The 23,075-nt window shown below is 63.6% G+C and carries 21 protein-coding genes and 1 tRNA gene; 17 read left to right on the top strand and 5 right to left on the bottom strand.

The window, feature by feature from the left end:
* From VIR09_RS03570 to VIR09_RS03510, 13 genes are all read left to right on the top strand, one after another.
* Positions 1–2,903 (top strand): phage tail tape measure protein (locus tag VIR09_RS03570; RefSeq protein ID WP_332011626.1); only part of this gene is annotated, 2,903 nt, incomplete at its 5' end.
* The gene (locus VIR09_RS03565) at positions 2,900–3,238 is read left to right on the top strand and encodes a phage tail protein (protein WP_332011625.1); all 339 of its coding nucleotides are present in this window, start codon (positions 2,900–2,902) and stop codon (positions 3,236–3,238) included. The genes VIR09_RS03570 and VIR09_RS03565, both read left to right, overlap by 4 nt.
* A 5-nt stretch (positions 3,239–3,243) precedes the next feature.
* On the top strand, positions 3,244–4,689 hold the full coding sequence (locus tag VIR09_RS03560) for a phage tail protein (protein WP_332011624.1): 1,446 nt from the start codon (positions 3,244–3,246) through the stop codon (positions 4,687–4,689).
* The gene (locus VIR09_RS03555; RefSeq protein ID WP_332011623.1) at positions 4,689–5,129 is read left to right on the top strand and encodes a hypothetical protein; all 441 of its coding nucleotides are present in this window, start codon (positions 4,689–4,691) and stop codon (positions 5,127–5,129) included. The genes VIR09_RS03560 and VIR09_RS03555 overlap by 1 nt, the downstream gene beginning before the upstream one ends.
* Positions 5,130–5,139: 10 nt before the next feature.
* Positions 5,140–5,868 carry a phage minor tail protein L gene (locus VIR09_RS03550; RefSeq protein WP_332011622.1) on the top strand — a complete coding sequence of 243 codons (729 nt, stop codon included), beginning with the start codon at positions 5,140–5,142 and terminating at the stop codon, positions 5,866–5,868.
* A gap of 2 nt (positions 5,869–5,870) precedes the next feature.
* Entirely contained in the window at positions 5,871–6,644 is a 774-nt protein-coding gene (locus VIR09_RS03545; protein ID WP_332011621.1) for a C40 family peptidase, read from the top strand.
* A 3-nt stretch (positions 6,645–6,647) separates the two neighbouring features.
* The gene (locus tag VIR09_RS03540; protein WP_332011620.1) at positions 6,648–7,235 is read left to right on the top strand and encodes a tail assembly protein; all 588 of its coding nucleotides are present in this window, start codon (positions 6,648–6,650) and stop codon (positions 7,233–7,235) included.
* Positions 7,232–10,399 (top strand): host specificity protein J, encoded by a 3,168-nt coding sequence (locus VIR09_RS03535; RefSeq protein ID WP_332011619.1) that lies wholly within the window; start codon positions 7,232–7,234, stop codon positions 10,397–10,399. The genes VIR09_RS03540 and VIR09_RS03535 overlap by 4 nt, the downstream gene beginning before the upstream one ends.
* 306 nt (positions 10,400–10,705) lie before the next feature.
* Positions 10,706–11,341, top strand: coding sequence for a hypothetical protein (locus VIR09_RS03530; RefSeq protein ID WP_332011618.1), 636 nt, complete (start codon positions 10,706–10,708; stop codon positions 11,339–11,341).
* Positions 11,342–11,391: 50 nt separating this feature from the next.
* On the top strand, positions 11,392–11,739 hold the full coding sequence (locus VIR09_RS03525; RefSeq protein WP_332011617.1) for a putative holin: 348 nt from the start codon (positions 11,392–11,394) through the stop codon (positions 11,737–11,739).
* Position 11,740: 1 nt separating this feature from the next.
* Positions 11,741–12,040 carry a phage holin family protein gene (locus VIR09_RS03520; protein WP_332011616.1) on the top strand — a complete coding sequence of 100 codons (300 nt, stop codon included), beginning with the start codon at positions 11,741–11,743 and terminating at the stop codon, positions 12,038–12,040.
* Complete coding sequence (locus VIR09_RS03515) at positions 12,037–12,531, top strand: hypothetical protein (protein ID WP_332011615.1); 495 nt, start codon at positions 12,037–12,039, stop codon at positions 12,529–12,531. Before VIR09_RS03520 ends, VIR09_RS03515 begins: the two co-directional genes overlap by 4 nt.
* Positions 12,515–12,781, top strand: a complete 267-nt coding sequence (locus tag VIR09_RS03510; RefSeq protein ID WP_332011614.1) for a hypothetical protein — start codon at positions 12,515–12,517, stop codon at positions 12,779–12,781. The genes VIR09_RS03515 and VIR09_RS03510 overlap by 17 nt, the downstream gene beginning before the upstream one ends.
* Before the next feature lie 634 nt (positions 12,782–13,415).
* On the opposite strand, the gene VIR09_RS03505 is transcribed toward VIR09_RS03510, so the two are convergent.
* From VIR09_RS03505 to VIR09_RS03490, 4 genes are all read right to left on the bottom strand, one after another.
* Positions 13,416–13,709, bottom strand: coding sequence for a hypothetical protein (locus tag VIR09_RS03505; RefSeq protein ID WP_332011613.1), 294 nt, complete (start codon positions 13,707–13,709; stop codon positions 13,416–13,418).
* 38 nt (positions 13,710–13,747) lie between these two features.
* A complete protein-coding gene (locus VIR09_RS03500) occupies positions 13,748–14,410 on the bottom strand; it encodes an SOS response-associated peptidase (RefSeq protein WP_332011612.1) in 663 nt (220 codons plus the stop codon).
* Between the two features lie 160 nt (positions 14,411–14,570).
* A tRNA-Leu gene (locus VIR09_RS03495) sits at positions 14,571–14,655 on the bottom strand.
* Between the two features lie 167 nt (positions 14,656–14,822).
* Complete coding sequence (locus VIR09_RS03490) at positions 14,823–16,211, bottom strand: uracil-xanthine permease family protein (RefSeq protein ID WP_332011611.1); 1,389 nt, start codon at positions 16,209–16,211, stop codon at positions 14,823–14,825.
* A gap of 172 nt (positions 16,212–16,383) precedes the next feature.
* On the opposite strand from VIR09_RS03490, the gene VIR09_RS03485 reads away from it, so the two are divergent.
* The 4 genes from VIR09_RS03485 (at position 16,384) to VIR09_RS03470 (ending at position 21,649) form a co-directional block, all read left to right on the top strand.
* The gene (locus VIR09_RS03485; protein WP_332011610.1) at positions 16,384–17,787 is read left to right on the top strand and encodes a DKNYY domain-containing protein; all 1,404 of its coding nucleotides are present in this window, start codon (positions 16,384–16,386) and stop codon (positions 17,785–17,787) included.
* A 171-nt stretch (positions 17,788–17,958) separates the two neighbouring features.
* Entirely contained in the window at positions 17,959–19,857 is a 1,899-nt protein-coding gene (htpG, locus tag VIR09_RS03480) for a molecular chaperone HtpG (protein ID WP_332011609.1), read from the top strand.
* Positions 19,858–20,117: 260 nt separating this feature from the next.
* A complete protein-coding gene (locus tag VIR09_RS03475; protein WP_332011608.1) occupies positions 20,118–20,387 on the top strand; it encodes a helix-turn-helix domain-containing protein in 270 nt (89 codons plus the stop codon).
* Positions 20,384–21,649, top strand: a complete 1,266-nt coding sequence (locus tag VIR09_RS03470; RefSeq protein WP_332011607.1) for a type II toxin-antitoxin system HipA family toxin — start codon at positions 20,384–20,386, stop codon at positions 21,647–21,649. Before VIR09_RS03475 ends, VIR09_RS03470 begins: the two co-directional genes overlap by 4 nt.
* 19 nt (positions 21,650–21,668) lie before the next feature.
* Here VIR09_RS03470 and VIR09_RS03465 read toward each other — a convergent pair.
* A partial coding sequence (locus tag VIR09_RS03465; protein ID WP_332011606.1) for an acetate--CoA ligase family protein occupies positions 21,669–23,075 on the bottom strand: 1,407 nt, incomplete at its 5' end.

Below are 23,075 nucleotides of genomic sequence, written 5' to 3'. Positions count from 1 at the left end.
CGGGCGCGTCGCGCGGCCAGGGTGCCGGCGTCCTTGCTGGCCAGAATCGCGGCTTCCAGGAACTGACCCGCGATATCAACGAGGTCAACGGCGCCCTGGCGGCGATCGAGCGCGGGGCCGGATCACAGTCCGCGATCCAGGCCCAGACCGATAAGCTGGTTTCGCTGTGGAGCCAAGGCCGGATCACGGCCGAGCAGTACGGTGCCGCAGTGAAGCGCCTGGACGCCTCGGAGGCCGCCCTGGCGCGTTCCAGCGCGCAGGCGGCCGCTCAGGGCGACCGGTTTATCGCCGGGCTTCGTGAGCAGGCGGAAACCGCCGGCATGACGGCGCGGCAGATTCTGGAATACCGGGCGGCCCAGTTGGGCGTAGGTGACCGAGCAGCGCCCCTGATTGCGCGGCTCGCCCAGGTCAACAAGAGCCTGGACGGCACGGGCATATCTGCGCGCCAAACCGCCGCCGCCATGCGGATGGTGCCGGCGCAGATGACGGATATCGTCACTCAGCTGGCTGGCGGACAAAATCCGTTCCTAATCATGATCCAGCAAGGCGGCCAGCTGAAGGACAGCTTCGGTGGCCTCGCCCCGATGTTCCGCGCGCTGGCCAGCATGATCACTCCGTTCGCGGTGACGGTCGGGGCGGCGGCGGCGGCCATCGGCGCAGTCGGATATGCGGCGTACAAGGGCGCCAGCGAGACCCGAGAATTCGGGAACTCGCTCACCTTGACCGGGAACTATGCCGGCCGGACGGCACTGCAGCTTTCCGATATGTCGCGGCGCGTGGGTGAAGCCCATAGCACCATGGGCCGTTCGGCCGATGTGCTGAGCAAGCTGGTTGCGTCGGGCCGGGTGGCGGGCAGCTCGTTGGAGACGGTGGGCGGCGCCATCGTCAACATGAGCGAAACCGGCGCGCGGTCGGTCGATGACCTGGTGACTGAGTTTGTCCGGCTGGGGGAAAGTCCCAGCCAGGCGGTCGCCAAGATTAACGAGTCCATGCACTTCCTAGATGCGGCCACCTACGAGCGCATCCGGGCGCTGGAGCAGCAGGGGCAGAAGGAGCAGGCGGTAGCGCTCGCCCAGGCGACTCTGGCGGACGCGACCAACCGCGCGGCCGACCGCGTGCGGGCCAGCGCCGGCACGCTGGAGCGGGGCTGGCACAGCCTGGGCCTGGCCGCGCGCCAGGCGTGGGATGCGATGCTCAACATTGGGCGGCCCACGCCGATCGAGGAACTGCGCAAGCAGGCCCAGGCGCAGCGGGCGTTGCTGGAAGACCTGGAGAAGAATCAAGGATTTCGGTCCACCGATGGGGGCGCGGCCTACGGGGGCGGCTCCAACGCTGCCAACCGTGCCCGCAAGCGTGCCGCGGCGGAACTGGCGGCCACCGAGCAGGAGTTGCGCAACAGGGAGGAGCTGGAGGCGACTGCGCGGGGCGAGGGGCTGAAAGCTCAAGCCGAACAGGAAAAGATTGCCGCCGGCGATCGCCTGCGCGAGTTGATGAAATCGACCCGCGACCGCGCGCAGATCCGTGCCGACGAGATCAAGCAGATGCAGGCCGACGCCCAAAAGGCGAATTGGTCCGCCCAGCAGATCGCCGAGGCGGAAAGGCGTATCAACGAGAAGTACAAGGACCAGGGCGGCGCGGCGCATAGGGATGACACTGCGGCCCGCCGCCTTGCTGAACTTCGTCAGCAGGAAGCGTCCCTAGCCGCGCAACTGGTGGGGGAGCGCAAGCTGACGGACGCCGGCAAGGCCCGCGCCGAGTTCGAGCAGGAAATCGCCGACCTCAAGGACAAGAAGATCCTGACGGCGGATCAAAAGAGCCTGCTCGCCAATCAGGACGCAATCCGCGCCCAGCTGGTGAAAAACGAGGGCTTGGCCAAGGAACTGGCAACCAAGCAGGCCATGCTCAAGATGGACGAGCGGGCTGCGCAGATCCAGCAGGCGATCGCGTCGTCGGCCGAGTCGCGGCAGGAGCAGTATGACCGCCAGCTGGGCACGGCAGGCCTGGGCCAGGTTGCGCGCCAGCGCGTAGAGGCCGAGAACTCCATCCGTCTGGAGTTCAAGCGCTATCAGGACCAGCTTGCCAAGGCGACTCCCAAGGATCAGCTTGGCTCGGACCGATTCCGGGAAGAGCAGAGCAAGATCCGCGATGCGCTGCAGGCGGCATTGGCCGACCAGCAGGACTACTACGACAAGGTCGACAAGCTGAACAGCGACTGGCGGAACGGGGCGCGTGAAGCGTTCTCCGACTACGCCGAATCCGCTGGGAACGTCGCCCAACTGTCGCAAGGGGTCTTCTCGGGCGCATTCCGGGGCATGGAGGACGCGCTGACCCGGTTTGTGAGCACGGGCAAGGCGAGCTTCAAAGACCTCGCCACGTCGATCCTGGCGGACCTGGCGCGCATCGCCGCGCGGCAGGCAATTGTCGGGGCCATCGGCAACATCGTCGGTTCGCTGACTGGGGGGATCACCGCCGGCGCTGGCGCCACAGCCGGCGGCTCGATGACGGGCAATGTCGACGGCTTGTCCGGCGCTTGGGGCTCGATCGGACGTCGGGCGATCGGCGGCCCTGTCGCGGCGCGTCAGATGTACGAAGTCAACGAGCGCGGCATGCCGGAGGTGGCCCGCATCGGCGACAAGTCTTTCCTGCTAATGGGGTCGCAATCTGGTCACGTCAGCCCGATGGTGGCGCAGGGGGCGCCGCAGGCGGGTGGCGGCGGCCCGGTGCCGAACATCTCTATCCAAGTCAACGTCTCGCAAGACGGCAGCGGCGACACCAGTGGGGCAGGCCAAAGCGAACTTGGTGACCGGTTGTCGGAGGGCATAAAGACCTTAGTCAGGCGAGAAATTGACCGGGCCAACCGTCCTGGCGGTGCGAACTGGAACAAGAGGAATGATCGGGTATGACGACAGAAACGTTTCGGTGGAAGCCCGTGGGGCAACCGGCCGGTAATGTCACTTTCCGGCGGCTTGTCGCGCAGTTTGGCGACGGCTTCCGGCAAGTGGTTGGCGACGGCATAAACAACAAGGTCCAGGCGTGGCCGGTGCAGTTCGCCGGCACGCGCGAGCAGATGCGAGAGCTCATTGATTTTCTGGATAGCCATGCCGGTATCCGATCATTCCTCTGGACGCCGCCCTTGGGCGTTGAGGGCTACTACGAGGTTGCAGAGTACAGCCCCACACCTATGGGCGGGCCCGCTTACACGGTGTCTGCGAGATTTCAACAGGTTTTCAGGCCATAGACGCTATGCAAGAACTGGAACAAATCAATGTTGGCCAGCAGGCCAATGACGGCACGGGCGATCCGCTGCGCGATGGCATGGTCAAGGTCAACGCCAATTTTTCCAAGGTGCAGACGGGTGTCGACGCGGTGGAGTTGGCCGTCAGTCATGCCGCCGACTTGGCGGCCGCAGCCAAGGAGAAGGCCGATGGCGATATACCCGCGTCCGAGAAGGGAATTGCCGACGGGGTAGCGCCGCTGGATGGTGCTGGCAAGGTGCCCGCTGCACATTTGGATGACTACCTTCATTCTGATGAAAGGGGGGCGGCTGGTGGTGTGGCGCCGTTGGACGAGACGGGGAAGGTCCCGGCGGTCAACCTACCGGCCGCGGAGGATTCAATTCCTCTATCGCAAAAGGGCCAGCCGGGCGGGGTGGCCACATTGGATGCGGAGGGGTTGGTGCCGAAGGAGCAGCTGCCGCCCATCCCCAGCGGGCCTGCCGTGGGAACGCCAGACTATTGGCCTCTGCGCTCATCCATTCCTGCCGGTCAGATTCCGCAGGACGGCCAAACCGTGTCTCGTGCGACCTACCCGGATTTGGCCGCCATGGTGATCGCCGGAACTCTCCCGGTTGTGTCCGAAGCGACGTGGCAAAGCGATCCGAAGCAGCGTGGCAAATACACGTTAGGTGACGGTTCCGCAACCATCCGCCTACCGGATCTGAACGGCAAGTCTGCCGGATCGTTGGGGGCCGTGGTGTGGCGTGGCGACGGTGCTATGTCGGCTGGCGAGGGCGGCGTGATTCAACGTGACGCCCTACAGAATATAACGGGTACTTTTTTGGGACGCCCGGGTGGTGCGGCTGGTCAAGCCGGCCCGCTTATTGGAGGCTCTGGCGCGTTTAACCAGACCATCCAAACAGGGGGCAATGGTGTAACGGGCATGCCTGCGACAGGAACGTTGCTTCCTGGTGACGTTATGACGTTCGACGCTTCACGCGTTGTTCGTACTGCTACGGAAACCCGCCCGTTAAGCGTCACTGGCATTTGGACCGTCCACGCGTTCGGCGCTGTCGTGAATCCCGGAAGCGTGGACGCCGCCCAGCTTGCCAGTGACTTGGCGGCGCTCGGCGCTGCGTTTCAGTCCGTGGATTCGGAGTTCCAAATAGTGAAGGCTTCGGCATTCGGTGTGGAGCAGACAATCCAGAACGTCACGGCATCTCGGGCGGTGGGCGTCACCTACACCAACACAACCGAGCGACCTATCGGCGTGTACATCGGCGCAACGGCTATTGGTGGACTTGCGAATGTCGGAATTTACATGGGCGCTGTACCGGTTGCCCGATGCTATACCGAGTCGAACGGCTCGTTAAACGGCTCACCTGTTTCAGCGAATGCGCTTATCCCGGCGGGTGCGAACTATCGCTATGACGCCTACAACATCAGTGGCCTAGTGATTTTGGAGTATCAATAATGCTCACATTCAAAGACACTGCAACCGGCCTGTTCTGGCAATTCAACGACGATGTGCTGGTCACTGGCACAGACGGGGCACGGTACTTCAATGCTCCGCACGGGGCGAGCCTGAGCGTCCCGGTCACGCTGGTCCCCGCCGAGCTTCCCCCGCCAGTCGATCCGCCCGCCCCAATCCCTCAGACCGTCTCGCGCTACCAAGGCCGCGAGGCGATGCGCCTCACCCCCTACGGCAACCCCGAGGACGGCGTGTCCCTCTTCGACGCCGCCGTGGCGCTCCTAGCGCTCCCCGAAACCCCGGCCTACTACGTGCGGGCCTGGGAGGAGCTTCAAAGCTTCGAGCACGACAGCCCGATGCTCACGGCAGTTGCTGACGAGCTTGGGCTGACCAGCGAAGACCTGGGCGCGCTGTTCCTTTTCGCAGCGTCCCTGCGGGCATGAGGGAGGATCGATGAGGATATATGCGGACGTGCAAAAGCTTGAGGTCGGCGACCTGGTCGAGCTTTACGAGCTGGACGCCACGCCGATCGGCGGAACGCTTCAGCGCTTTCACGGCTACACGCAGATTGGCCCAATCTGGTGGCAGGGCCAGCAATACGAGCCGTGGGCAATCTCGGCCGAGGGCTTCGAGCAGGTGGGGGACGGCCAACAGCCCACGCCGGCGCTTTCGGTCGGGAACATTGGTCTCGATGCGGATGGCCAGCCGGTCGCCGGCGTGATTTCTTCGCTGTGTATTGCCTTGGATGACATGGTGGGCGCCTGGGTTCGCGTGCGCCGGACGCTGGGAAGCTACCTGGACGCCCAGAATTTCCCTGAAGGCAACCCCACGGCCAATCCGGCCGAGGAACTGCCGCCGGAGGTCTGGATTGTGCAGCAGAAGACCAGCGAGACAGCCGAGGTGGTGGAGTTCCAGCTGTCGAGCGCGTTGGACTTCGACGGACAGCAGTTGCCCAGCCGTCCGATCATCGCCGGTGTGTGCGGGTGGCTACGCAAGGGCGGCTATCGTGGTCCGTACTGCGGGTACACCGGCGGCCGGATGTTCGACCTGGCTGGCAATCCGGTGACCGATCCGGCGCGCGATCGCTGCTCGGGGCTCATGACGGACTGCAAGAAGCGGTTTGGCGAATACGAGATCATCAACTTCGGAGGGTTCCCCTCTGCCGATCTGATCAGAGGGTAAACATGCGCAAGAAGACGATGGAGGCCATCCGCGCACATGCGGTGGCCGAGTACCCGCGCGAGTGCTGCGGGTTGGTGGTGATGGTGGCGCGCCGCGAGGTGTATGTGCCGTGCCGCAATACGGCTGCCAGCGCAGACCATTTCGCCCTCGAGCCCGAAGATTACGCGGCAGCCGAGGACACAGGCCGTGTCGTGGCCATCGTGCATTCTCACCCGGATGAGACGCCGGCACCGAGCGAGGCGGACAGGGTGGCGTGCGAGGCCAGTGGCCTTCCTTGGTACATCGTGGCCGTGACGAAAGGCGACGGCGGCGCGGTGAAGGCGGGCGAAATTCGCGGATTTACGCCTGTAGGCTTTCAGGCGCCGCTGCTGGGGCGGCAATTCGCGCATGGCGTGCTGGACTGCTACGCGCTGCTGCGGGACTGGTACAAGCGGGAGCGCGGCATCGAGCTACCCGACTTCCCGCGCGAGGATGGCTGGTGGGAGCCGGGGCGCGAGGGTGACCTGTACATCGACCACTATGCGGAGGCGGGTTTCCGCCCACTGCAAGCTGGTGAGCAAATGGCGGCCGGCGATGTGATTCTGATGCAGGTTCGATCCAACCGGGCCAACCATGCCGGCGTATTCCTGGCAGCCGAGGGGCTGAAAGAAGCCCCGGGCCTGTTCTCGGTGCCTGATGCGATGTTGCATCACCTTCATGGGCGGCAGTCCGAGCGGGTCGTGTATGGCGGCTACTGGCGCGAGGCAACGCGCCTGGTGCTGCGCTATCAAGGGTGAGGTATGAACGAAACACTACGCACGGTGCGGCTGTATGGGCGCCTGGGCGCGCAATTCGGTCGCGTGCATAGGCTGGCCGTCAACAGCACTGCGGAGGCCGTCCGCGCGCTTTGCGTGCTGATTCCGGGGTTTGAAGCGGCAATGGCCGCCAGTGCGGGCAGTGGCGTTGCCTACGCCTGCTTCATCGGCCGGCGGAACATTTGCGAAGATGAGCTGGCGCATCCCGTGGGCGAGAACGACATACGGATCGCTCCGGTTGTGGCGGGGTCCAAGCGAGGTGGTCTTTTTCAAACAATCCTTGGAGCCGCCTTGGTTGTTGTTGGTGCGGTCGTCAACTACTGGGCGCCGGGCGCTGGAACACCGTTGATGCAATTGGGTGGTGCGATGATGCTTGGCGGGGTCGTCCAAATGCTCTCGCCGCAGCAGCGCTCCCTAGGCGCGAAGGATCGCCCGGAAAACGGGGCTTCCTACAACTTCAACGGGCCTATCAATACATCGGTCCAAGGCAATCCGGTTCCAGTCTTGTATGGGCGAATGATCATCGGAAGCGCAACAATTTCCGCGGGAATTTTCTCGGAAGACCAGGCATGAAACAACGTCATCGCATGAAACGACAGGCACCTTCTGGTGCCTTTTTTTATGCCCAGAGCACGCGCAGCGCGCAATCCATCGTCGGGCATAAAGGGGGTAAGGGCGGCGGCGGGGGAAGCGGCCCGAGCGAAGCGCCGGATAGCCTGCACAGCATCGCCTTTGCGCGCGTAATCGATCTGCTGAGCGAAGGCGAGATCTACGGCCCCACGCACGGCCTGGGTGGCGCGCTGCGTGATGTGTACCTGAACGGGACGCCGGTGGCCAACGCTGATGGCTCGCTGAATTTCTCCAACGTGTCGATCGATTTCCGCACCGGAACCCAGTGGCAAGATCCATTGCCGGGGTTTCCGGCGTCCGAAAACACCATCGGCGTCACCACGGAACTGAAAGCAACGCAGCCCTGGGTTCGCCTTTTTACCAATCGGCAGCTGTCCGCGGTGCGGGTGACCCTGGCGGTTGAAGGGCTGAGCAAGGCCGACACGTCGAACGGCGACATCAACGGCTACCGGGTTGAGTATGCGATCGACGTGAGCCGAGACGGCGCCGCCTATCAGCAGGTTCTGGCCAGCGCCTTCGACGGCAAGACTACACAGCGCTACGCACGATCGCACCGGATTGAGCTGCCTGCCGGCGCGCTGCAAGGTTGGAACGTGCGGGTGCGCCGCATTACGGCCAACGCCAATAGCAACACCATTGCGGACCGCACCTTTGTGGATGCGGTGACCGAAGTGATTGACGCGAAGCTGCGTTACCCTATGTCGGCCGTCGCCGGGATCAAGATCGACGCATCGCAGTTCCAAAGCGTGCCAACGCGCGCCTACGACTTGAAGGGCCGCATCATCAGAGTGCCGAGCAACTACGACCCGGACAGCCGAACCTATACGGGCGTCTGGGATGGCACGTTCAAACTGGCCTGGACCGACAATCCGGCGTGGGTGTTCTTTGACCTGGTCAGTAATGACCGTTACGGCCTGGGTGAACGCGTGCCCGCCGGCTGGTTGGACAAGTGGGGCCTGTACCAAATCGGCCGGTACTGCGATGAGTTGGTAGACGACGGATTCGGTGGGAAGGAGCCGCGATTTTCGTGCAACGTCTATCTCCAGACGATGGCCGATGCGACGCGGGTGGTGCAGGATTTCGCCTCGATCTTCCGCGGCATGGCCTATTGGGCGAACTCGTCGGTGTTTGCTGTGGCCGACATGCCGGGTGATCCGGTCTACACGTTCTCGTCGGCCAACGTCATTGACGGCAAGTTCTCCTACACCGGGTCGGCGCTCAATACCCGGTACACGGTGGCGCTGGTGTCCTGGAACGACCTTTCCGACATGGGGCGCCAGAAGGTCGAATACGTGGAGAACCGCGAAGGTATCGCCCGCTACGGCATCAAGCAGGTGGAGGTGACCGCGTTTGGCTGCACGTCGCGCGGCCAGGCCAATCGGGTGGGAAAGTGGCTTTTGCTGACTTCCAACTTGGAAACGCGAGGCGTCACCTTCAGTGTCGGCCTGGAGCAATGCCAGATCCGGCCGGGCAGCATCATCCGCGTGGCGGACCAGAACTTGGCGGGCCGACGCATCGGTGGGCGTATTCGTGAGGCAACGGCCAGCCGAATCGTGGTTGACGCCGAGCTAGGCATCCGCCCTGGGGACCGGCTGACCGTGAACTTACCCAGCGGCAAGTCGGAGACTCGGGTCGTCTCGTCGGCGATGGGCGAGCCGTTGACGTTGGATAGTGGCGCGTACAGCTACGACTCTACAAGGCTGACGGCGGATTTAATTGGCCTGCCCGGTTCGGCCATGCACATTGACGTCAAGGTGCCCTTTTCGGAGGTGCCGGAGGCTGAATGTGTGTGGACGTTGGAATCGGAAGCGCTTTCCGCGCAGACATTCCGCGTTCTGAATGTGAAGCGCAAGGACGGCCTGCTGGCGGATATCTCGGCTATCCAACACGAGCCGGGCAAGTTCAATAACGTGGACTTCGGCACACGCCTGGACCGCCCGCCGATTTCCGTCGTGCCGCCTGGGGTGCAGTCACCGCCCACGGTACCGAAGATCAGCGCCTATTACATCGTCAGTCAGGGCATTGCGAATCACACCGCTGTATTTGAATGGAAGGGCGCGGATAGCGCGGTGGCCTATGAGGTGCAGTGGCGCCGCGACAACTCCGACTGGATAAACCTGCCGCGGACCGGCTACACGCGGATCGAGGTGCCCAACATCTACGCCGGTGGCTATACGTTCCGCGTGCGGGCGTTGAACTCGCTGGGCGTGGCGTCGATCTGGACAGCTTCCATGCTCACACAGCTGGACGGCATTGTGGGACCGCCGCCGGTCATCACCAGCCTGGTGGCCACGGGCCTGCTGTTCGCCATCCAACTAGATTGGGGGCTGCCGCCGGGACCGTCGATTATTGAGCGGACGGAGGTGTACTACGGGGAGACCCCCAGCCTGGAGAACGCCATTCCCCTGGGGAACTTCGCCTACCCGCAGAACACCCACACGCTCTTCGGCCTGCGCGCCGGTAAGGAGCTTTGGTTCTGGGCGCGGCTGGTCGACAAGAATGGCGTGAAGGGCGATTTCTACCCGGCAGGAATGGGTGTTCGAGGGATGGCCAGCGATGATGCTGGCCCGATCCTCGACCAGATCGGCGGCAAGATCGAGGAGAGCATGCTTGGCCAGGACCTGATCGACAAGATCGACTCTGGGGGCGGGGCTGCGACCGAGATCAAGGAGGTGCGCGACGGCCTGAATGCGATGGTCAGTATCAAGGCCGGCGTCACCGTCAACGGCCAGTACTACAGCGCCGGCATGGGCGTAGGTGTAGAAAACACGCCGGAGGGGATGCAGACCCAGGTGCTGTTCCTGGCGGATCGCTTCGCGCTGATCAACCTGATCAATGGTGTTGTGTCCACGCCGTTTGCCATCGAAAACGGACAGACCTTCATTCGATCCGGCTTCATACAGGACGGCACCATCACGAACGCCAAGATTGGCCAAGTCATCCAATCCAATAATTTTGTATCCGGTGTGAGCGGCTGGCGGATCGATAAGGCTGGTAATTTCGAAATCAACGGTAGCAACGGTGCTGGACGCCTGCTGATTTCTCCGGGATTGATGCGGGTGTTTGATGCTAACGGCGTGTTGCGGGTGCGTGTGGGGAATTGGTAATGCCAAGCGGAATTGAAACTTTCGACGCCCAGAGCCGCGTCACGTGCAGTGTGACGGACAAGATGGGGAGGCTCGCTATCCATGCTGACCTAGGGGGTTACAACCAGGTTTGGTCGTTCACCGTCCCGGCAGAAGTGGAGTTCACGGAGGCAATTGGGTTCACCATGATGATCTACGGCCCCGGTTCGATGTGGGGTTACTACCCGCCCGTCATAACCAAAAGTGGGCGAACCATCACCTTCACCACCAGCCCTTACACCGCATTGCCTGCGGCGACGTGGCGCTGTTTTGTTATGGTGATTTGACATGCCTAGTGGACTGTATGTGAAAGGCGATCTTGGGCAGGTGCAGATCGACGAGAATTATCGAAATGTGGCGCTGATCGCGCGTGGAAGCGTGTCATTGCCGGCGGCCTGGGGCTCGGCCATCCTCCAGGTTCCTGCATCGGTCGTGATGGTGGCGTTCCGCAGTGAGAAATGGATCTACGTCCGTGAAACACAACTGTCTGGCGCCACTATCAGGTATGAACTGAGCAACGGCGAGGTGGGTGGAGGTGCACCGGTTTATTGGTACGCCTTTGGCGCGCCGGCCGGCGGCGGGAATAGCGGGATTGAGGTGTTCGATGCGTCGAGCCGCCAGGTGTTCCATTCTGACTTTTCGTATTGGAATTACTACGGCTTTTTCACTTCCCAGGGCGCGGGGCAGGAAATCGATATCACGACCCCTTTCGTGCCGCTCGTGGTCCAGTTGGGCGTATCCACGTATATATCCATGTACAACGAGGTCGATGCCTATCAGTCCATCACCTATTTCCGAACTATCGGAAATCGCGTCCAGACGAAGAACAATGGAGGTATTTCATCCGGGAACTGGCCGGGAAACTACACGTATGGGGAGGATGGCGCGTCGTTGCTGCTCCTGAATTCGTCGCGTATCTATTGATAAAGCCTGTTGCCCCGCCTCGCGCGGGCTTTTTTTTGGAGTTTGGATAAATGGCAGAACCTGCAAGCACAGGTGTTGTGGCGGCAGCGGCCGCGGGCGTGACGCTCGCCGGCCTGCTGCCGGGAATCGATGGCAACGCCCTCATTGGGGCGTTTGCTGGGGCGTCACTTTTCGTGGTGTCGCGAAAGGAGGGGGGCTTGCTCTCGCGCGGGATCTACTGGGCCATTTCTTTCGTTATTGGCTACTTGGCCGCACCGGACGTGGTGGCGCTGACGCCCATCAAAGAAACAGCCATCGCCGCGTTTGGTGCTGCTGCGCTGGTCGTGACTGTTGCTCTGGCGGCAATCGAGCGAATCAAGACGTTCGATTTCATCACGGTCTTCAAGAAGGGGAGCTGAGATGCAATCTGCCGAAATGATCAGTTTGGGCCACCAGCATCTGGTGGCCCTTTTGTTTGTGGTGGCGAATTTCGCTTCGGCGGTGCGGCTTCTGCTGTATCGCCGAAATGGCGCGCGGTTTCGCCGCGGGATGTCCTGGCTGGCCTACCTGCTCATCGTAGGCACAGGTGGCCAGGCTCTGGATGTACTTGTGCGCCATGAGCCTGTGACGGTGTGGCAGGCGGTCGTGGCGGTGTTGATTGCCGTGTTGGTGTACCGCGCTCAGGGGAATGTGGCGTGCATTGTGAGGATCAATTTATGACGTTGAAAGAGATTATCGCGGGGGCGATCAATCCCGCGCTGGCCCTACTGCCGGCCAAGATGGACGCGCCGGCGGCACGGGTACAGATGTTGGCTATCGGGTTGCAAGAAAGCCGCTTCCTCCATCGGCGGCAAATCAACGGGCCAGCAATGGGGTTTTGGCAGTTCGAACGTGGGGGCGGCGTGCGCGGCGTCCTGACGCATCCGGCCAGCCGCGAACATGCGTACCGGATATGCAGTACGCGTGGCGTGGAGCCAGTCGCTGCGGCGGTGCATCCCGCGCTAGAGGTGGACGACGTGTTGGCGGCCGCGTTCGCCCGCTTGCTTATGTGGACGGACGCCTGGCGACTTCCGGTAGTCGGTGACGAGCAGGGGGCGTGGGATATGTACATCCGTACCTGGAGGCCCGGCAAGCCGCACCCGCAAACCTGGCGGGGCGTGTACGCCCAGGCAGTAGTTGAAGTTGGGGGCGGCCATGCTGGTGTGGCTTGAGCGAATCAAGGGATGGCTATTGCTGGCCGGCCTGGCGCTGGCAGCGTTGGCCAGTGTCTTCTACCGCGGGCGGGCGACGGGGCGGCAAGCAGAGCGCCAGGAGCGGCAGGAACAGATCAACGAGCAGGCGGCGCAGGCGCGCCGGGAGGTACGCAATGTGCAGCTTGAGACGGCTCGGATGGACGATGACGCTATTGCTGATGAGCTTGAGCGTGATTGGGTGCGCGGCGCCGGCCCGCGTGGGCGTTGAGTATTGCGACCACGCGAAGCCGACCTACTTCGATTCCAGGGAGCAGGTCCAGGCTACGCCGCCTGAGATTCGGCAGAAGATCTTGAGTGACAACAAGGTTTGGCGCGCTCTTTGCGACAACACCCAGCCGTAAGGTCTTGGGTATGATTTGGCTCTTTCGGGGAGGGGAATGTGCGAAAACTATGGTTTCCGATTGGCGTGTGTTTTGTCTTAGTCGGGTGCAGTACGACGCAAACGTCGATTTCAGACGCTCGCCCGGTCCCGCCAGCTTTCGTATATGCCGATCAGAATTCGACAGCTTCTGGTGACGCCAAGTTGACCGTGATCCGAGATTCAGGATACATCGGGTCAGGGTGCCGGTTCGGCCTCTTTGTCGACGGCCAGCGCGTAGCGGACTTGGAGTCCAAGGAGATGGTGACGGTGTCCGTCAAGGCTGGCCAGCGCCTTGTGGGCGCTGGTGCCGCGAAAGACTCGCGCGGGCTCTGTTTGCTCAATAATGGAGGCCAGTTGCGGGAGCGTGAAGCGACTTTCGACTCGAGCCAAGAGCGCTACTTTCGGCTCAGCTTGAACTCAGACGGCGACTTGGACATTTCTCCCATTTCCAAGCCGTAATTCTTGTCCTCGAATGCTGATGCTATCGGGGGGCCATCCCCTTGCGCAGCTTGCGCGGCGATTCCAGCAGCTCGGCGGTCATCTGGTCGCGCTCCAATACACAGGGCTCCTTGGCCAGGCCGGCCAGCAGATCGTCGTAGATGTCGCCCGTCAGGCCGGCGGGCCGCTTCAGTTCGAAGGACACCTGATGCATGCGCAGCACGACCGCGCGCAGGCGCTTCACCTCCCACAGCAGGGAGAGCACATCAGGGTTCCAGGGCTGACGCTCCCGGATGGCCCGGAGGTCGGCGAAGGTGAGCGGATCTTTGAACGGCATGGCGGAATATACTGTTTGGATGAACAGTATATTCCGCCTTAAACGGGGTCGATTGCGTCCGGCAGCTGGTACTTGGAATTCCCCACATCCTGCCGCACTGGGTGCCAGGTGAAGGCGGTTTCGGGCAGCCCTTCGCTGAGTAGCGCGCGGGCGTCAGCTGTCGGGTAGGCTGGGTCCACCCAGAGCTTGGCGACGTCTGGCGGAAGGGCTACCGGACGCCTATCGTGCACGTCCACCATGCCGCCCTTGGCGTCGTTTGTGACAATCGCAAACCCATGCGCAGCGTCAAGTTCGGCCCCAGGCTCCCAGGCGGTGAGGGCAGCGAAGTAGAGCGGCCCGTCACCATGGATGTAATAGGGCTGCTTGGTGCCATCGTCCTGCTTGGCCCATTCATACCAGCCATCGGCCGGAACCAAGATACGGCCCGTGCCGATCAGGAACCGCCAGGGCCATCCATTCTTCAGGATGGTCTCCAGCTTGGCGTTGCTCATGAAGTGCTTGGAATCCGTCCGCTTGTAGCCCCAGGGCAGGCGCGTGATAGCTTCTGCTCCTTCTGCTAGCCGATGCATCGCCAGCGGCCGGGTGCCGGGCGGCACGTTGTACCGCGGCCCAGCAGGGTCGACGAATATATGCGTCATGCTGCTGAAGATCCGCTCCACGTAATCCATGGGTCCGGACTTCTGCACGATACGGCCGCACATACGCACCTCCAGCGGGAAGGGGGAGGGGTCAGTATAGGTGCGGCGTAGCTGTCTCCGGTGGCGCTCGTCGAGCTTGGAAGCGGAACGCCACGAGGAACAAATGCGGAACACAACCGCGCAGAGATGCGGGCGGTGCGTTGTAAGGTGTTGATTTTATTGATGGTGCCCGGGGCCGGAATCGAACCGGCACGCCTTGCGGCGGGGGATTTTGAGTCCCCTGCGTCTACCAATTTCACCACCCGGGCTAGGAGGTCGCGGACACGTCCAAATGGCGGTCGCGGGAGAAGCGAAGACGGCGATTATATGCGGTCTTTCATAAATTGTCAGGCGACCCTGGGACCGGACCTCTGTCAGCGAGCTGGTTCCGCCCGCAGGCGCGGGGCAGAGCCAGCTCCCTGAGGAACCCGCGCCCTTACTTCTTCTCAGGCAAAAACCAGTTCATCACCAGCGCGCAGATGCCGCCAGTGGCCACTCCCGACTCCAGCACGCTCTTCACGGCATGCGGCAGGTGCGACAGGATTTCCGGCACTTGCGATACGCCCAGGCCCAGGGCCAGGGATACGGCGATGATGAGCAGCGCGCGGCGGTCCAGGTGGATGCCGGCCAGGATGTTGATGCCGGACGCGGCGACCGCGCCGAACATGACCATGGCGGCGCCGCCCAGGACGGGTTCGGGCACGGCCTGCAGGATGCCGGCCACGGCCGGGAACAGGCCCAGCAGGATCAGCATGCCGGCGATCCACACGCCGACGTGGCGGCTGGCGATGCCGGTCAGCTGGATCACGCCGTTGTTCTGGGCGAAGACCGAGCTGGGGAAGGTGTTGAACACGCCGGCCAGGAGCGAGTTGGCGCCGTTGACCAGGACGCCGCCCTTGATGCGCTGCATCCACAGCGGGCCTTCGACGGGCTGCTTGGAGACCTTGCTGGTGGCGGTGACGTCGCCGATGGCTTCCAGGGACGTGACCAGGTAGATGATCAGCATGGGCACGAACAGCGCCCACGAGAAGCCCAGGCCGAAGTGCAGCGGCGTGGGGATCTGGAACAGGGCGGCTTCGCGGGCGCCGGTGAAGTCCAGGCGGCCCATGTAGGCGGCGGCGATGTATCCGACCGCCAGCGCCAGCACCAGAGCGGTGCTGCGCACCCACACGACCGGCACGCGGTTCAGCAGGATGATAGTGCCCAGGACCAGGCCGGACAGGGTCAGGTTCTCGGCGCTGGCGAAGGTGCCGTTGCCCATGGCGCTGTAGCCGCCGCCCATGCTGATGAGGCCGACCTTGATCAGGGTCAGGCCGATGAGCAGCACGACGATGCCGGTGACCAGCGGGGTGATCAGGCGCTTGACGAAGGGCAGGATGCGGCTGATGCCCATTTCGACGAAGGAGCCGGCGATGACCACGCCGAAGATCGCGGCCATGACGGCTTCGACCGGGGTGCCTTGCTTGACCATGACCGAGCCGCCGGCGATCAGCGGGCCGACGAAGTTGAAGCTGGTGCCCTGCACGATGAGCAGGCCGGCGCCCAGGGGGCCGAAGCGCTTGCACTGGACGTAGGTGGCGATGCCGGAGATGACCAGCGACATGGACACGATCAGGGTAGTGTCGCGGCTGCTGACGCCCAGGGCCTGGCAGATCAGCAGGCCGGGGGTGACGATGGGAACCAGGATGGCCAGCAGGTGCTGCAGGGCGGCGACGAAGGCCACGGGAGGCGCGGGGCGATCGTCGGGGCCGTAGACCAGGTCGTGGCTGGGATCGGCTTCGGAGGCGCCGTGGGGGACGGGTTGGGTCAGGGAGGCGGGTTGCATGGCGGATGGGCCGGCCAGGGGGCGGGGTAGGGGAGGAAAGTGCGGGATTTTAGCGGGGAAGGCCCCGTGGCGTCCGGGGACGGGCCGGCGTAGGGCCGGGTTGAGGTCGAGATCGCGGTCGCTGGTTAGAATCCCTGCTCGCCAATCAAGGGCCGTCAGCCTCTGCCTCTCCATGCAAAAACGCGTTAAATGGATCGTGATTGCGCTGGTCCTGATCATCGCCGCGCTGCCGATGTTCCTGCTGTTCTGGCTGATGGACGGCGATGATTTCGCGGCGGTGGACCGCGGACAGTCCTATGGCAGCAGCATCTATAAAAACCACCAGGGCGGCGTCTACGCCGCCGTTCCCAGCAACGGCTATTACCGCATGGACGAGGCCGATCCGGCCAGTTTCACGGCCTTCGATACCGGGACTTTCGACGGCAGGCAGGCGGCCACGGACCAGCGCCACGTGTATTGCGGCAACCAGGTCCTGCCGGGCATGAAGCCGGCGCCGGCGCGCTACCTGGGCAACAGCTATTTCAGCGATGGCGTGGTCACGGTTTTTTGTTCGATGCACAGTGTGCGCAACGAGGAGCTGGGCATGCTGGACGAGTTCTGGCAGAAGATCCTGTATCGGGCAGATGCCGGCCCCAAGCCGCAGACCTACCGGTATCCGTTCGTCGCGCTGCCGGCCAGCGCCCGGCCCTACCGGCCGCTGCTGGATCGCGAGCTGGCCACTGACGATGCGCGCGTGTACTACCGGGGCCGCGAAATGCCACAGGCGGAGCCGGCCTCGCTGCGCCGCCTGCCGGCGGGCAGGGACGGCGACGTGCGGCCCAGCGACGATTTCTTCGCCGATGGCCGCCGCGTCTATTTCCACGAGCAGTTGCTGCCACTGTCGGACGATCCGGCGCTGTACACCTTCATGGTGGGCGATCTGTACCGCCAGCCCTATCTCCGTGATCCGCGCGACGGCATGGTGTACGTGGGCGCGCAGCCCTTTGACGCGGCGCATGCGCCGTACCGGCTGCTGAACGAGCATGGGCGACACGTCTACCACGCGCTGTTCGCGACCAAGGACGGTATCTATTTCTACAACACGCAGACGCAACAGGTGGAGCGGGCTGGCGACGATCCGTTCGCCTCCGGTGCCTACACGGAGTTGTCGCCCTATGTGTACACGGATGGCAGGCAGACGCTATTCCTGCGGGCGCAGGAATCCTGGGCCCGTTCTACCCGGGGCAGTGGCGGCGGGCTGGTCTCCCGGTCCACGCTGATCAATCGGCTGGAGGGCGCGCCGGACGGGGAGTGGAAGAAGCTGGGCGCTGTTTATCACGGCTTCGGCACGGTCTGGCAGAAGGGGGGCACGCTCTACTATCTGGACGAGCTGGGTCCCACGCAGCTCGTCTCCAACTCGATCTACCAGATCCTGGACCGCGGTACGGCGGATTTCCTGCTGCGTTCGCAAGAGACGCGGCAGATCACGGCCGCCGACATCCGCAAGCTGATCCGGGCGGGCAAGCTGGCGGTGCCGCAGCATGAAGCCGTGCTGGAGGCGAAAACACGCTACCGCAAGGTATTCTCGATTTTCTGAGGCGGCGCTACTCCCCGAATTGGGAGGCTGCGAACGGGGCGGGAATTTCCGCCTGCCCTTGAAAGCGCGCCATCGGCCCCCACATCAATAGGGTTTCCCGGCGGCCGCGCGGGCCAGATGTCCCGGCAGCCAATACCCGTCCCCAATTTACTTACCTAGCCACGTAGAACTATGAGCCAAACCGCCACGCCTTCCACGTCCGAAACCCTGGGGTTCCAGGCAGAGGTGAAGCAACTGCTGCACCTGATGATCCATTCGCTGTACAGCAACAAGGAAATCTTCCTGCGCGAGCTGGTGTCGAACGCATCGGACGCCTGCGACAAGCTGCGCTTCGAGGCCATCGATCAGCCCGAGCTGCTGGAAGGCAATGGCGAACTGGCCATCACGGTCAGCTACGACAAGGCGGCCCGCACCATCACCATCTCCGACAACGGCATCGGCCTGTCGCGCGATGAGGCCGTGGCCAACCTGGGCACGATCGCGCGTTCCGGCACGCGGGAGTTCTTCTCGCAGCTGACGGGCGACAAGCAAAAGGACGCGCAGCTGATCGGCCAGTTCGGCGTGGGCTTCTATTCCTCGTTCATCGTGGCCGACAAGGTCACGGTGGTCAGCCGCCGCGCCGGCGCCACGGACGCGATCCAATGGGAATCGGACGGCCAGGGCGAATTCACCATTGGCGCCGCTGAAAAAGCTACGCGCGGCACGGACGTCACGCTGCATCTGCGCGCCGACGAAGACGAACTGCTCAATGGCTGGAAGCTGCGCGAGATCCTGCGCCGCTATTCGGACCACATTTCCCTGCCCATCCGCATGGCCAAGGAAGAGTGGGACCAGGAAAAGGGTGAGCAGGTCAAGACCGACGAACTGGAAACGGTGAACCAGGCCAATGCGCTGTGGGCCCGCAGCAAGTCCGACGTCACGGAAGAGCAGTACCGCGAGTTCTACAAGACGGTGTCGCACGACTACGACGACCCGTTGGCCTGGACCCACAACCGCGTGGAAGGCCGCAGCGAATACACGCAGTTGCTGTACGTGCCCAAGCATGCGCCCATGGACATGTGGGACCGCGACGGCCGCCATGGCGTGAAGCTGTACGTGAAGCGCGTCTTCATCATGGACGATGCCGACCAGTTGCTGCCCTCGTACCTGCGCTTCGTGCGCGGCGTGATCGATTCGGCGGACCTGCCGCTGAACGTGTCGCGTGAAATCTTGCAGGAAAGCCGTGACGTGCGCGCCATCCGCGAAGGTTCCGCCAAGCGCATCCTGTCGCTGCTGGAAGACATGGCGGAGAACAAGCCGGAAGACTACGCCACGTTCTGGTCGGAGTTCGGCCAGGTGCTGAAGGAAGGCGCGGGCGAGGACTCGGCCAACCTGGAACGCATCGCCAAACTCATGCGCTTTGCGTCGACGCAGACGGGCGACCAGGCCCAGACCGTGTCCTTCGCCGACTACGTGTCGCGCATGAAGGAAGGCCAGGACAAGATCTACTACGTCACGGCGGATACCTTCGCCGCGGCCAGCAACAGCCCGCATCTGGAAATCTTCCGCAAGAAGGGCATCGAAGTCCTGCTGCTGTCGGACCGCGTGGACGAATGGATGCTGTCCTACCTGCGTGAATTCGACGGCAAGTCGCTGGTGTCGGTGGCCAAGGGCGGCCTGGACCTGGCCGAGTTGGCTGACGAGGAAGAAAAGAAGCACCAGGCCGAAGTGGCCGAGGACTTCAAGCCGCTGGTCGAGCGCTTGCAGAAGACGCTGGAAGAGCAGGTCAAGGAAGTGCGCGTGACCCTGCGTCTGGTGGATTCGCCGGCTTGCGTGGTGGTGGGGCAGAACGAACTCAGCCCGCACCTGCTGCGCATGCTGAAGGCCGCCGGCCAGGAGGCGCCGAACGTCAAGCCGGTGCTGGAAATCAACCCGGAGCACCCGTTGCTGGCCCGCATCCGCGCCGCCGAAGACGGCGAGTTCGACCAGTGGGCGCGTCTGTTGCTGGATCAGGCGCTGCTGGCCGAAGGCGCGCAGATCGCCGACCCGGCGGCATTCGTGAAGCGCTTGAATGCGCTGCTGCTGAAGTAAGCGGACGCGTGCTTGAAGAAGGAAAGGCGCCTCAGGCGCCTTTTTTTCGTCCGGGTCGTGCTTGGGGGAGAGAATCCAAAAATTACCGATCGGTAATTTTGTACGAAATTCTCGCTCAGTTCAGAAAAAATTTTCCCGTTCGGTAATTTTTCCACGGCAGAAAAATGCGTCATGGTCTTTTTTTCCCGTTCGGTAATTTTTTTGAGACGCACGTCAGATTATTGTCCTAAAATTACCGAACGGTAATTTTGGAGGCGCTCATGCCCGCGAACGATATTTCTGCCGCGCTTGCAGGCGGGGCCGGCGTAACGATCCGTACATCGACCGAACTGGGTGAGCTGGTGAAGACCGTCCGGCGCTCGCAGGGCCTGCTGCAAGCGGACCTGGCCGGTCTCTCCGGCACCGGCAACCGCTACGTAGTCGATCTGGAGCGCGGCAAGCCCACCTTGCAATTGCAGAAGGTGCTGGACATGCTCGATCTGCTGGGCCTGGAAGTGCAGGTGGCGCCCAAGCGCCCGAGGCTGCCATGACCGTCGCCGACGCGCTGGACATCTATCACGCAGACCGCAAGGTCGGCCGCTTGTTCGATGAGCGGCCGTTGCGCTTCGTGTATGACGACGCCTGGCTGAATGGGGCCGGCTCGCATGCCATTTCGCCATCGGTGCCCCTGCGTGGCGGCGATCACGCGGGCGACGCGGTGCATGCTTTCTTTGAAAACCTGCTGCCCGAAGGACATGTGCGCAAGTTCCTGCAAGTCAGCCGCCATGCCACCACGGTCTTTGGTCTGTTGCGCAGCGTCGGGGGCGATACCGCCAGCGGGTTGACGATATTGCCGCAAGGGGAACGGCCCGCGCCGGCGCGCCACCGGGTTGCCACGTGGCAGGACGTGGCAATGCGCTTGCAGGACGTGGTTGTGCCCGCGCTGGCCGCGGAGAACGCCGAGGGTGCCCGCATTTCTCTGGCCGGGGCGCAAGACAAGCTCCTATTGACGGTCATGCCGGATGGTTCGCCGGCGATACCCGAGGGAGCAGCGCCGTCCACGCATATTCTGAAGCCGGACATTCGCGGCCTCGACGGCGTGTGGTCGTCGGCCCTGAACGAGACGCTGGTCATGCAGTTAGCGGCCAGAATGGGGCTGGGCGTGGCGGAAGTTTGCTATCAGCCCGATACGCACGCATGTCTGATTACCCGGTATGACCGCAAGCCTGACGGTAAGGGCGGCTTGCTGCGTCTGCATCAATTGGATCTCTGTCAGTTGGCGGGCAAGCCGTCCGACGTGAAGTATGAGTCCGATGGCGGTCCGTCGCTGCAGCAATGCCGGGAGTTGTTGAGAGGCATGGGCATCAATGCAGCGGACTTGAAGCGATTCCTGCAATGGGTGTTCTTCAACCTGTGCGTCGGCAACAACGATAGCCACGCCAAGAACCTGTCCGTGCTGCAGACACCGGAAGGCCAATACCGCTTGGCTCCCTTTTACGACCTGATGTGCACGGGCATGTATCCGGGGCTGGCTCGCAATTTCGCGTTTGCGATTGGTGGCGAAGCGAAGCCGGGCAGCATCGGCGCGGAACATATCGTGACCATGGCCAGAGAGTTGGGCTTTGCCCTGCGCTACGTCATGGCGGTGGGAGAGTCGTTGGTGGATGCGCTTCCCGCTGCATTGGATGAGGTGCAGGCAGAACTGCTGGCGCAGGTGTCAGGCGGCGCGGAGCGCACCCTGATCGAGCGCTTGGGGCGCTGGGTCAAGACCAACACCCGCAAGCATGCCAAGCGGTGGGCAATGGGCGCGTAGCCGCCCGCGGTTGCTTAGGCTAGACCGTCTGGGCAACTCCCCCGCCCCGTATCACCACCGCATCCAGCGCCATGGCGCCTTGCCCTTCAGGCAGCGCCAGCAAGGGATTGATCTCCACCGAACTGAAGTCCGCGCTACGCGCATGAGCGAAGCGGGACAGAGCCGCCAGCGCGTCGGCCAGCGCATCGATGTCGCAAGGGGGCGCGCCGCGCGCGCCTTGCAGCAGCGCGTAGCCCTTGATCTCTCGGATCATCGCCATGGCTTCGCCGCGGCCGAAGGGGGCCAGGCGGAAACTCACGTCCTTGAGCACTTCGACGAAGACGCCTCCCAACCCGAACATGACGACCGGCCCGAACACCGGATCGCAATGCACGCCGGCGATGCATTCCACGCCCTTGGGCGCCATGGGCGCGACGAGCACGCCGTCGACGCGGGCGTCGGGCCGGTGCTGGCGCACCGAGGCCATGATGTCGGCGTAGGCGCGCCGCAGCGCGTCCTCGCCGCGGATGTTGAGTTTCACGCCGCCCACGTCACTCTTGTGCGTGATGTCGGGAGAGACCACTTTGAGAACCACGGGGACGTCATCGCTGGAAGCGCCGATGGCGGCGACGGCGCGCACTGCGGCGTCGGCGTCGGCGGCCAGCGTGCAGGGAGAAGCGGGCAAGCCAGCCTGGCGCAGCAGCTCCATCGCCTGGACTTCGTTATAGGCGTCCAGCAGTGGCGGCGTGTCGGCTGACTGGGTTGCGGGACCTTCCTCAGCCTTGTCGTGATCCGCATGGGCCGCCAGCCCGGCCACTGCGCCTATCGTGCGGATGGCGGCGCTGGGATCGGGGAACACCAGGCAGCCCAGTTGCTCCAGTTCGCGGCGGCGCGCGGGCGGGAACAGCGCGCTGATCGCCAGCGGCACGCCAGGATGGCGGGCTTGCATCTGCGTCGCGAAGGCCTCGAACGTGGGCCACAGGGTTTCAGAGGATCCGGCGGCGGCCAGGAAGACGGCCAGGGCGTCATAGCGGCCATCGGCCAGCATGTCGTCGGCGGTGGCCAGCAGCAGCCCCGGTTCGGACACGGCCTGGCCGGTGACGTCCACCGGGTTGCGGCCGCTGGCGAAGGGCACGCGCTCCAGCAGCCGCGCTTGCGCGTCGGCGGCGGGTTCAGGCAGCGCCAGGCCGGTGTCGGCGGCTTCGTCGGCCATCAATGCGCCGACACCGCCGGAGATGGTGAAAATCCCCAGGCGGCGGCCTTGCGGCGGCCGCTTCCAGGTGTCCAGCGCGTAACCCAGGTTGAAGAATTCCTCGATGGTGCGCGCGCGCAGGGCGCCGTATTGTCGGAACAGCGCGTCATACACGGCGTCGTCGCCGGCCAGGGCTGCCGTATGCGAGGCCGCGGCCTGCGCGCCGGCCTGGGTGCGGCCGATCTTGGTGACGAC

Origin of the sequence: Achromobacter sp., assembly GCF_036567245.1 — a bacterium.
In the GTDB taxonomy this organism is placed as follows: Bacteria; Pseudomonadota; Gammaproteobacteria; order Burkholderiales; family Burkholderiaceae_B; genus Achromobacter.
Note: the sequence above shows the minus strand (reverse complement) of the source record. Positions and strands in the feature narration are given on the sequence as shown.